The following is an 11,290-nucleotide window of genomic DNA, read 5'->3' as shown; positions in this document are numbered from 1 at the left end:
TCAACACTCCATAATTTTTCTGGCTTGCATAAGGGCCTGTTTGCCGTCCACCATTCCGTAGATCCGCATATCAACGGCTTCGATTTTTTTGTCCGGATATTCTTTTTTTAATTTTGACAGCATATAACGCACCTGAGGCCCCAGTAAAACAACATCCGCACCGGGGATCACATTCGGGGCCTCCGCTACGCCGTAAGCCTGAATCTCGCAGGGAAAATCGGTTTCCTTCGCGGCATTCTGCATTCTGGAAACCAGCAGGCTGGTAGACATACCCGCCACACACAGTAAAACAATCTTTTTCATCGTCATCCCTCGTTTCCGAAAATAGATAAATTATTCGCTATCGGTCAGCGCGCCGTGCATATACGCCTTGGCAAAGCCGTGTTCCCCGACCTCCACTGACCGGATCATGGCCATGGAATGATAGTATTCAAAATACGGCATATCGTTGACCTCACCGTTAAAGATACGATATTGTCTGAGTCCTGTAAACCATTGATCCAGTTCCTCCCGTGTCATGGAAAGATAGACCGTCGGGGTAAAGCCCGCCAGGTCTTCGCAGTTTTCGCCATGGAACAGCTGAATCTTCTGCCCTTCCCGCCGCAGCAGGCGCACGGCCTCCGTCACGGCCTCGTACGTGTAATAATGCCTGGGATGCAGGGTACCGCGGGCATGAGTGATCACACAGTCCGCTTTCTGCTCCCGCAGATAGTCCGCAAGGAGGGAAATAAACTTTCCCGTCTCCGGCAGCTCGCCGGAAAGATAGTCCATCGCATAACAGTCGCAGTCCAGTGCGGCCGCGGCCGCGGCGATCTCGCGGTGAAGCGCGAGATCGTATTCCTGCTTCTGTTCCTCCGTTGCCTTCGGGTCGGTCAGCCTTCCCTTTGTCACATGGACCAGCGTGCAGTGCGCATGGCGCGCCGCGTAGCGTATCAGCATCGGTCCCCCCATGATCTCCGCGTCCAGGGGATGCGCCCCGATACAGATTACCCGCTTATAATCTCCCATATTCCATCATCTCCGAATTAAATTTTTTTGCGGTACAGCTGATAGGTACGGTATACCTTCAGGCCGTGGCGCTCATAAAAGCGCATGGCGGCCCCGTGGGTCCAGAGAAAATAAAGATAATAGATACCGCGTTTTCTCATTTCCATCATCTGAAGGTCGATCAGAACGCCGCCGAGCCCCTCCGACCGCAGGGCTTCCGCCACACCGATCGGGCCGAACCGCGCGTCATGCCCGTCAATCTTACGCATACAGTAGCCGATGACATTGTCTTCCCGGTCTGTCACAAGCAGAATCGTATCCTCAGCCTCCCGATTGCGCAGGGCCAGCAGAATGTTGCGGACCCAGCCGGCGTCGAATTCCCGGTCTACAAAATTCAGAAGTTTTTCCATATACGGCATGGAAAAGGAATGAAAGGTAATCCCCTTTTCCGCCAGCTCTTCGATATGCTTTGCCGTTTTTTCGGGGAGAGTATAAGTAAAGAGGTCCCGCTGCATACTGACGGCGTCCGTCCCCCGCGCGTACCCGTTTTGATCGAAGAAGGGCACGCCGCCGGGATATTGCAGGTCAACACCGGGAGCAAAATAATTGGGGCTGTATGCGCACAGGGTGATTTCCTGTGTTCCCGCGGCTTTCAGCCTGGCTTCCTCCTCTTCCAGAAGCCTTTGCCCGATTCCCCGGCGCCGGTATTCCGGAAGGACAAAGAGGCTGCTGATCCAGCCCCGCCGCTCCTCCAGCCCCCGCGTCAGATAGGGATATTTTCTTCTGATCCCCAGGCTGAAGCCGGCCACATGTCCGTCAACGACGGCAACCAAAGCCAGTTCGGGGTCGAAGTTCTCGTCAAGAAGAACCTCCTGAATAAAACGCTCCCGGGTAATCGTATCATAGAACAGGGAAGCGTTCCAGCCGGAAACAATCTCATCAATGTATTCCTGCCGATAAGGGTGTATTTCTATTTCAGACATTCTTACTATCTTCCTTTTGTTTTTTGTATTCTTTTTCCGCCGCGAGTTCCTGTTTTTCCATGACTTTGAAGAACGGCAGGAACATAAAGAAAATAATGACCATATTGACAAGGGTAATCACCATGGACTGCAGCTTAAAGCCGCTGCCGATAAAGGACGCAAGCGGAGCAGGCATTGTCCATACAACCATGGACACCATGGGCGGTGTGATTCCCAGAACGCCCAGAATGGCGTTAAGGATAAACAGCACGCTGAAGCCCAATACCCACGGCACGAACATCAGCGGATTGAGCACGACCGGAAGGCCGTACATTACCGGCTCGGCAATGTTGAAAATCGTGCCGGGCAGGGAAAGCTTGCCCAGGACCTTGAAGCGCTCGGCCTTGCTCATGGTGCAGAGCAGCGCAAGCGGGAAAACGGAGCAGCGCACGTAGAAATTGATCCACTGTTCCGTAAACATATACGGAATTGCCTGATGCGCCGCAAAAGCATTGATGTTGTCCGTAATCATGGTCGTCCAGATCGGCTGCATGACGGAAGAGACGATGTTGGAACCGTGCAGACCGACAAACCACAGGATACGGTCGAGGAAGAAGCCTGCAAACTGCGCAACCGGTCCGCTGCCGCCAACCACAAGGTAAGCGCAGAGCTTGTTGAGCAGAGCCAGAAAATCAAAGCCTGCAAAGCCCTGACCGAGGATGGCGCAAATAACAACGACCACGGACACCGGAATCATGCTGGTGAAGGCCGCCGCAATCATCGGCGGAACGGCTTCCGGCATCTTGATGGTGATTTTTTTGCCGATCAGGAAACGATATACCTCTATGGCAAGAATGCTGATCAGGATGCCGCCGAAAAGGCTGGGAGAGCCGAGGATATAGGCAGGCCAGTCAAAATTTTCACTGAGCTTGGTAAAGTTGATAAAGCACAGGAACGCCACAAAGGATACGACCGCCGCCGCGATCGGGCTGACATTTCCGTCCTTCTTGTGATAATAATCTCCGAGGAAATATCCGTTCAGCACTGCTGTAATCAGAGCGAGCAGATTGATGGTCACAAAAACCACCTGCAGCAGCCACGGCCGGCAGGGTTCCACAACCGCGCTGATCGCGTTTGCGACACCGGGAAGGTTCAAGCCGCCGTCTTTTCCGAATAAGCCGCTCAGATTCAGAATCAAGGTCGCCGTCGCTCCCAGAATCATATACGGCATCAGCGTGACGAACGTACGCTGAAGAGCCTCCAGATACCGGACCTGTGAAAGTCTCAGCAGCGGCGGCGCCACCTTTTCTTCAATAAGATTTGTCACACGGTCGAGAAGCCCGCTTTTTTTTGTCTGTTCCCCCATAACTGATCTCCTCCTTAAGCGTTTGTTTTTTTCATGTATGTACCTCACGAGAAAAACCGGCCGGTTTTCTAACCATAGTATAGCGGAACCGAAAGGCAAAATCAATACATTTACCAAAAGTTTTGGGAAATTTCTTAAAATTCTGCGAGGTTTCCCAAATCTGGCATATTAACGACCGAATTCTCTCAAAACTTTTTCCTTTTGTGCATGTTTTATGATATAATACGAAAAAGAGGAGAATGAAAATGAATCCAATTGAACAAATCAAGCTCTGCGAACCGCAGTTTACGCGTTCCGATCAGAAAATCTCGCAATACGTCCTGGAGCATCTGGATGTGATTGCTTCCTATCCCATTATTGAAATTGCTAATAAAGCCGACGTTTCAAAATCGGCCCTGCTTCGCTTTTGCCAGAAGCTGGGCTATACCGGTTTTTCGGAATTTAAATACGAGGTGTCGAAGCATCTGCTCTCCGGTTCCTTCAAGGACCCGAACGCCGTCAACGGCAGCAACGATATCGTCAATATTTATCTTTCCTGTATCAGTCATATCCCATCCCATATTTCAGACGGAAAAATTAAGGAACTCTGCAGCCTGATCGTTCATGCCGATAAAATCAAAATATACGGCGTTCATGAAAGCGGGCTTTCGGCCAGCTATTTTGCCTTCCGCCTTGCCTCCCTTGGGATTGACGCGGAAACGATCACGCTGCCGGGAGTTTTTAATGAAAAAGCCAGCTTTTCCGGCGCGCGGGATCTGAATATCTTTATCTCTGTTTCCGGTATGACGGATTGCGTTATCGAGGCGGCGGGAGCTTCGTTCCTCCGAAAGGCAAAAACCGCTATGATAACGCAGAACAGCAAAGCAAAATATGCCAACCGGTATGACAGCCTTTTGATTATTCCTTCTCTGGAAACGGATAAAAACAAACTGTTTCTGGACTCTCAGGCCATCTTGTACATTTGCATCGACCTGATTATCAACAAGCTTGCCGAGCATCTATAAAGGGGAACGCGCCTTTTACAGTGCCTTCAAAACAAGAGCAGCCCGGTCAAAAGGCCGGGCTGTTTTTTTATCAGATGCGGCCCTGATAACGGAGCAGGCATCTTAATTCTCCTTTTCAACAATTGACCTTCATTAAAGGTCATATTTCTGCTTGTTTTAGCATATGCTTTTCTCAATGACAAGCGCTGAATGTCAAAGCGTTAGGAGAAGCGTTATGTTTAAAAATAAAAATACAGACGGAACATTCAATTTGTGCGGCGGCAAAATTACAGAACTACGCAAAGAAAAAAATTTATCTCAGCGTGCTTTAGCGGACCGAATGCAATTGAGAGGTTTGGATTTAAACAAAAATGCAATCCAGCAAATTGAAAGCGGTCAGCGTTTTGTCACGGATATTGAGCTAAAAGCTTTTGCAAATTTCTTTGGCATCACTACGGATGAATTGGTTAGCAAATGATATTAATCACACAAATTCGGCCGCAGGCGACTTTACCCTTTGGGAAAGTCACAGCATCTTTTAGGAGAAATCGTCTCTTCTGCTGCCGCAGACTGCCTTTTCTTTCTCCATACCTGCCGGGATTCTCTTCCGCCATCCGCAAAAAAACAGTCCAGCCTTCTGGCTGGACTGTTTTTTTCCGTCTAAGTAAGCGGATCTTCAATAAACCCGATTCCTGCCGCACCGGGGCCGGAATGCGCCCCCACAACGGCCCCAAGTACACTGTGATAGATGGGACCCGAAAAATTTGTTATTTTTCTGAAATAATGAACGGCATAATCAATATCTTCCTGAAATTCTGCATTTTGAAAAGTAATAATCATTTTATTGATATTGGTAATTCGTGAAACCGCGACGTCTACCATGGTTTTCAAAGAATGCTTTCTTCCTATTACGACCTTCACCGGGTGCACCACGCCGCTGATGAATTCACACACCGGTTTGATCTGGACGAGTTTACCGACAAAAACGGCGGCTCCGCCGATTCTTCCGCCTGATTGCATATATTTTAAAGTGTTCACTACAAAAAGCGTATTTGTTTTCTCGACGATCTTATGAATCAGGTCAATCATTTCCTGGAAACTGCGACCGCTTTTAATCATTTTAGCAATTGCAATTTCTAACGCAGCTTGTCCACAGGCGCAAGTATTGGAATCAATTACTTCGATTTGGACGTCTCTGTTTTTTTCTATAAAAAAGTTTTTTGCCATAATAGCGTCCTGAAAGCTGGAGGACAACTTAGAAGAGATTGTTGTGACAACATAGTTTGTAAACCCCTTGGCATGTTCTTCTTCAAATACTGCCAGCCAATCGTTCATATTGGGGGCCGAAGTTTTGGGAAGATCGTCCGGGTATTCGTCCATATGCCGATAGAAATCAGCCAAGCTATAATCAAGGTTTTCCCTGCGGTAATCGGTGTCTTCAAACTTCAAATAAAAGGGTACTTCTCTAATCTGATTTTGCTCAATGAAATCCCGCGCTAGTCCCCCTGAAGAGTCTGTAACCTGACATATCAATTCATTCATTCATCTGCACCCTTATAAATTAGTTTGTAAAACCCATAAACTCGTCCTGCTTACTTACTTTTTGTATTCTGTAATGGGAAGGGTCCCGTTATTAATAATTCCAATTATATTCTTTGCTTTTATGCTTTTCAAGTTTATACTGGATTTTTCTGTATAAAAAATAAAAAGCACACCGGCAGGCCGTCACTGTTTCGCTTCTGACGCATCTTCTATCATGCTGATTTCCATAAGAGGGCGCAGACGATTTATTTTACAAAAATACTGGTAAAACGCAAGTGCCGATTCCTTCTGCTCCGTGTTTTCAAGCAGCTGTGTCATTTCGGACAGTATGTGATTCATTACCGTGCCGGAACAATACTTAAATGCCGTGTTTCCCCAACGCGGCGTTGCATTCTGATCGAAATAATTCCAAAACAGCAGGACATTCTCAGGCGGGACGCGCATTTGGTACTTGTGGTGTCCTTCGATCAGCCCGTCATGTACATCCTTGCCAAAGAAATCCTCTCTGACCATGAACGCACCTATCATTCGCCGTTCCTGCTCCGGCTGCCTGCTCTGGCGTTCAGTCAGCAGGCACACCGAATTCGGCTTCAGCCTCTCTGCGATTCGCGGCTGTCCTTTTGAATACCCACTTAGGTATCGTCCCGTCGAAACCATACAGGTCTTACAGGTCTGTTCCGCATGTTCCGGTATAATGTCAAAAGCGGCGTGTGAGTTGGCTGTTATGGAGAAATTGAGCAATTTTTGCCTGCGCTCCTGTTCTGCCTGCTCCGCCTGACGCTGCCGATTTAATTCAGCATCTTTTTTAGCAATTTGTGCTGTGATATGCCGCTGGATATTCTTATCTTTCAAGACCAAATACTCTCTGAATGCATCCGGATAGATAAATTTTTTTTCGCCTTCAGAGAAGCAGACCGTTATTGTGTTGGCAGTTAAAGCCGTGACGACACCGCAGCCGAATGTCTTATGCCTAATTGCCTGACCGTTAATATCCATTTTTCTCCTTTCTAATGTGAAAAAGAACTTCTCATCCCGACCTGACAACCAGAGATGGAAGCTCTTTTCAAAAATGCGATGGATAAAAGATTATTGCTCCGTTCTCACATCGGCTCGTTTTTTTTCGCTGATGCGCAGAACAATATTACCCGCATCGGCCTGTAACTCTATTTTATCGCTTTGAAATTCCGGGATATCACCGATTGTAATCGTTGTCCCGATCGGCATATTTTCAAGATTGACTGTAACGGTATCGAGCAGATATTCCGGTTCGGCGGCGTGAGGAACCTGCATCTGCATCTGCTCCAGAACTCCTGTCACTTTTTCTTTGTTGATAAGCACAATATCAGCAACGCTGTTGAACTTTTTTCCTTCAGCCAATACCTGGAAGCTGACATGGACTATTTCGTCGTTCATACTGTCATATCCCAAATCCTTAATTAGCGTCGGATAGGTCTTTCCATCTACCTGAATATTCACCTTGCTTCCGTTGCGCTTGGTTCGCTGGAGTTGTCTGGCCGCCCTCTGATCGATCTGGACGGAGAGCGATTCCTTCAATCCCGCGCCATAGATAACGCACGGCACAATTCCTGAACGCCTCAGTTGTTTGGCCTTTGCGGCCGGGTCGCGCTTCTGCGCCAAAATGGTATTCATCTTAGCTCCTCCTACTAAAAAATTTTTTGGTGTCTTTTAAAAAAAAGAAGGGCTTTTTATAGTACGCCAATCGGCGCAATACCAAAAGCCCTTCTTAAAGACGGTTCTTTTATATTTAATTTTTATTAGTATAACACAGATTTAAGAAAAAAGCAAATCTGTAAGACTTGTCTTACACCTAACGTGTGGGTTTTAGCGATCAGTTGGTTTTCTTATTGTTGGTACGCCCTAAAATATAGTCTACACTAACACCGTAGAAATCCGCCAAAGCACAAAGAACGTGCGGCGGAACCATCCGCTGACCGCTTTCATAGTAGGCATAGCTGCGCTGGGGTACATTGATTGCCCTTCCGACTTTTTCCTGCGTTAAATCTGCATCCTCGCGCAGAGAACGAATACGCTTATATTTTTCCATTCCTATCACCAATACCAGTATAGATAAGAACAATTTGTTCATTTACAGTTTGAACATATTGTTCTAAAATATACTTTTGGTGAATATAATGCCAGATTATAAAGAAATGTATTTGAAGATGTTACAGGCATCCGAACAGGCTGTCAATATCCTGATTGAGGCAGGCCACCCTTCTTTTTCGGGAGAGGGGAATCGGGTGGTCGTACATTCGCCCGCGTTCCGCGAGTCCCTGTTTTTTTCCCGGCGCGCAGGCCACCCCTTTTTTTCTCCGCACTTGCGCCGGGGTTCGATTCCACCATCTTTCGCAAAAAAAGAAACCCGGCCTATCGGCCGGGTTTCTTTTTTGGAGCGGGAGAGGGGAATCGAACCCCCGTCATCAGCTTGGGAAGCTGATGTTCTACCATTGAACCACTTCCGCATGTGCATTATTTTATCATAAAAATTTTAAAGAATCAAGTGAAAAATTCATTCCACAATTTCAGTGAACAATTTTTCATTCATGGAAGCCTTATTACCGACAGTAACAAGAACATATCTTCCCTGCTGCACAATTACAAAATTTTTCAGCAGATTGTACTGTTCGGGATTCAGGCTTTTAAAACCCGCTGCCTTGGAATTGATATGGTTGGCGGCGGCGGCTTTCAATTCGGGAAACTTTGATTTATCCGTCAGCAAAAAGCAGGCGATTTCCGAAGCGCTGTCGGACGATTTGCTCATGTACAGCGAACTGTCGGTAATAATCCCGTCGGGAATACTGTAATGCTTGGACAGCTGATTCTGGCTGACCTCAATCATATCGGAATAATTCATTTCACTGATAATTTCGGCGGTAATACTGGCGGGAGAAGGCCCCACCGAATTTTCTTTCACATTTTTGGCCCAAAAAAAGGAACCCCCAAAAATAGCAAAAGCAATCAGCAGCGCGGCTATGGAGAATATTTTCCATCCCTTCCGGCTCAAAACTATTCTGCTCAATTTCTCGCCCCCGCCCCACTGCTATTATTGTGTATTTTAACGCATGACGGAAACGACTTAATTTCATATGGGAATATTTTCAAAATATAACAGCATTTTATGGAAATTTCAAAATGTTTTTGTATTGGCGGAAGAAGCTGTTCCGCAATCCTCTAACTTTACATAAATCTTAACATAATATTTCTAAAATATCATAATAAACGATTTCTTCCACACTTTCAACCGAGTTTTCAACATATTCCCCTTACAGGAACCGGAATTTTCCCCATTTTTCAACTTATCAAATGAACGGTGGAAAGAAAACGGTGGAATAATAGAAAGTTCCACAGGTTGACATAAAAACCGATTGTGTTGGCCGGACCGCAAAAGGAAAGGGCCGGATGTATGATACATCCGGCCCCGAACAAAAAGGAAATCAGTCTTTTGATTTTTCAGCAACCTGAGCGACCGCTTTTGCAACAAATGCAGCAACATCCATAGATCCAATATCGCCATCCTTGCGGCTGCGCACGGAAACGGTACCCTCCTGCGCCTCTTTATCCCCGATAATGAGCATATAGGGAATTTTCTGAAGCTGCGCTTCGCGGATCTTATATCCGATTTTTTCGCTTCTGGTGTCGCAGGTTGCCCTCAGGCCGGATGCCTTCAGCTTTGCGACTACCTTGTCGGCTTCCGGCTGCAGACGGTCGCTGATCGGCAGCACCCTGACCTGCTCGGGCATCAGCCACATGGGCAGCGCGCCTGCATATTTTTCAATCAGCAGGGCCAGCGTGCGCTCGTAGCAGCCGATGGAGGTGCGATGGATAATGTAGGGATTCTTCTGCTTCCCGTCCGCGTCCGTGTATTCCATGCCGAACTTTTCGGCCAGCATCTGGTCGATCTGGATGGTGATGAGCGTATCTTCTTTGCCGAATACGTTTTTAAGTTGAATATCAAGTTTCGGACCATAGAAAGCGGCTTCGCCGACGCCCTCCACATAGGGAATCTCAAGATGGTCCAGAATCTTGCGCATGACGCCCTGCGCTTCGTCCCACTGCTCCGGCGTCCCGATATATTTTGCGCGGTCGTTGGGGTCCCACATGGAGAACCGGTAGGAAACGTCCTCGTAAAGACCGAGCGTCTTCAGCATGAATATGGCAAGCTCCAGGCAGTCCTTGAATTCGTCTTCCAGCTGGGCAGGCGTACACATCAGATGCCCTTCGGAAATCGTAAACTGCCGCACCCGGATCAGGCCGTGCATTTCTCCGGAAGCCTCGTTGCGGAACAGCGTCGATGTCTCATTGTAACGCAGCGGCAGGTCACGGTAGGAACGCTTCTTGTTCAGGTAAGCCTGGTACTGGAACGGACAGGTCATCGGACGCAGGGCAAAAACCTCGTCGTCCTTTTCCTCGTCGCCGAGGACAAACATGCCGTCCTTATAGTGATCCCAGTGCCCGGAAAGCTTATAAAGGTCGCTTTTCGCCATAAAAGGCGTCTTTGTCAGCAGCCAGCCGCGGCTTTGCTCCTCGTCTTCCACAAAGCGCTGCAGAAGCTGAATCACGCGCGCGCCGTTCGGAAGCAAGATCGGCAGGCCCTGCCCGATCAGGTCGCTGGTGGTAAAGTAGCCGAGCTGACGGCCCAGAATATTATGGTCGCGCTTTTTCGCCTCTTCCACCTTCGCCAGATATTCCTCAAGCTCGCTGCTCTTCGGGAAGGAAATGCCGTAAATGCGCTGCAGCATCTTATTTTTGGAATCGCCGCGCCAATAAGCCGCCGTATTCGCGGTCAGCTTAACGGCTTTTACGCAGCCGGTGCTCATCAGATGGGGGCCGGCACAAAGGTCGGTGTAGTCTCCCTGACGGTAAAAGCTGATCTTTTCCCCTTTGCCGGAATGCTCCTCGATCAGTTCGACCTTGTATTTCTGGTTTTCCTTCTTCATCAGTTCAACCGCTTCAGCGGGGTCAAGCTCAAAGCGCTCGATCGGGATATTCTCCTTGATGATCTTTTTCATTTCCGCTTCAATTTTCGGAAGATCTTCCGGGGTCAGGGAGCGCTCCAGATCAATATCATAATAGAAGCCGCTGTCCACCGCCGGGCCGATGGCGAAGCCGGCGCCGGGGAACAGCCTTTTTACCGCCTGCGCCATAATGTGCGAGGTGGTATGCCAGTAAGCTTTCTTGCCCTCTTCGCTGTCAAAGGTCAGGATTTCCAGCTCACAGTCGCCGGTTACGGGCGTTCGCAGGTCCACTGCCTTTCCATCTATTTTACCGACACAGGCAGCCTTGTACAGGCCCATGCCGATCGACTTTGCGATTTCGGCCACCGTGATGCCGTTTTCAAACTCCCTGACATCCTCTTTCAGTTTTACTTTTACCATATCTTTCACTCCTTCAAATAAAAAAAGCCCTACCCCAAAAAGGGGCAAGGCTAT

The 11,290-nt window shown here is 48.1% G+C and carries 12 protein-coding genes and 1 tRNA gene; 2 read left to right on the top strand and 11 right to left on the bottom strand.

The genetic code is table 11. The features are described 5' to 3' along the window. Genes ACRQU7_RS06050 through ACRQU7_RS06035 form a run of 4 tightly spaced genes read right to left on the bottom strand, consistent with a single transcriptional unit; the run spans position 1 to position 3,315 of the window. Entirely contained in the window at positions 1 to 303 is a 303-nt protein-coding gene (locus ACRQU7_RS06050; RefSeq protein WP_038323282.1) for a PTS sugar transporter subunit IIB, read from the bottom strand. 30 nt (positions 304 to 333) lie between these two features. Next, on the bottom strand, positions 334 to 1,008 hold the full coding sequence (locus ACRQU7_RS06045) for a PIG-L deacetylase family protein (RefSeq protein WP_444644510.1): 675 nt from the start codon (positions 1,006 to 1,008) through the stop codon (positions 334 to 336). A gap of 17 nt (positions 1,009 to 1,025) precedes the next feature. Next, positions 1,026 to 1,970, bottom strand: coding sequence for a GNAT family N-acetyltransferase (locus ACRQU7_RS06040; RefSeq protein WP_444644508.1), 945 nt, complete (start codon positions 1,968 to 1,970; stop codon positions 1,026 to 1,028). Next, positions 1,963 to 3,315, bottom strand: a complete 1,353-nt coding sequence (locus ACRQU7_RS06035) for a PTS sugar transporter subunit IIC (RefSeq protein ID WP_444644506.1) — start codon at positions 3,313 to 3,315, stop codon at positions 1,963 to 1,965. Before ACRQU7_RS06035 ends, ACRQU7_RS06040 begins: the two co-directional genes overlap by 8 nt. Before the next feature lie 245 nt (positions 3,316 to 3,560). Between ACRQU7_RS06035 and ACRQU7_RS06030 the strand changes: the two genes are divergently transcribed. Continuing rightward, positions 3,561 to 4,319, top strand: coding sequence for a MurR/RpiR family transcriptional regulator (locus tag ACRQU7_RS06030; RefSeq protein ID WP_444644504.1), 759 nt, complete (start codon positions 3,561 to 3,563; stop codon positions 4,317 to 4,319). A gap of 214 nt (positions 4,320 to 4,533) precedes the next feature. Next, entirely contained in the window at positions 4,534 to 4,776 is a 243-nt protein-coding gene (locus ACRQU7_RS06025; protein WP_444644502.1) for a helix-turn-helix domain-containing protein, read from the top strand. 182 nt (positions 4,777 to 4,958) lie between these two features. On the opposite strand, the gene ACRQU7_RS06020 is transcribed toward ACRQU7_RS06025, so the two are convergent. The 7 genes from ACRQU7_RS06020 to thrS form a co-directional block, all read right to left on the bottom strand. Beyond that, a complete protein-coding gene (locus tag ACRQU7_RS06020; protein ID WP_444644500.1) occupies positions 4,959 to 5,840 on the bottom strand; it encodes a DegV family protein in 882 nt (293 codons plus the stop codon). Positions 5,841 to 6,023: 183 nt separating this feature from the next. Next, positions 6,024 to 6,836: a hypothetical protein gene (locus ACRQU7_RS06015; RefSeq protein ID WP_444644498.1), complete on the bottom strand. Its 813-nt coding sequence runs from the start codon at positions 6,834 to 6,836 to the stop codon at positions 6,024 to 6,026. Positions 6,837 to 6,926: 90 nt separating this feature from the next. Further along, on the bottom strand, positions 6,927 to 7,490 hold the full coding sequence (locus tag ACRQU7_RS06010; protein ID WP_444644496.1) for a 50S ribosomal protein L25: 564 nt from the start codon (positions 7,488 to 7,490) through the stop codon (positions 6,927 to 6,929). A 199-nt stretch (positions 7,491 to 7,689) separates the two neighbouring features. Next, a complete protein-coding gene (locus ACRQU7_RS06005; protein ID WP_444644494.1) occupies positions 7,690 to 7,905 on the bottom strand; it encodes a helix-turn-helix domain-containing protein in 216 nt (71 codons plus the stop codon). 344 nt (positions 7,906 to 8,249) lie between these two features. Further along, positions 8,250 to 8,323: transfer RNA gene (locus ACRQU7_RS06000), tRNA-Gly, on the bottom strand. Positions 8,324 to 8,370: 47 nt separating this feature from the next. Then, positions 8,371 to 8,880, bottom strand: a complete 510-nt coding sequence (locus ACRQU7_RS05995) for a DUF4358 domain-containing protein (RefSeq protein WP_444644492.1) — start codon at positions 8,878 to 8,880, stop codon at positions 8,371 to 8,373. A gap of 415 nt (positions 8,881 to 9,295) precedes the next feature. Continuing rightward, a complete protein-coding gene (gene thrS / locus ACRQU7_RS05990; RefSeq protein WP_444644490.1) occupies positions 9,296 to 11,236 on the bottom strand; it encodes a threonine--tRNA ligase in 1,941 nt (646 codons plus the stop codon). Positions 11,237 to 11,290 lie beyond the last annotated feature (54 nt).

This window comes from Caproiciproducens puteiluti (genome assembly GCF_052442865.1).
Lineage (GTDB): Bacteria > Bacillota > Clostridia > Oscillospirales > Acutalibacteraceae > Caproiciproducens.
Note: the sequence above shows the minus strand (reverse complement) of the source record. Positions and strands in the feature narration are given on the sequence as shown.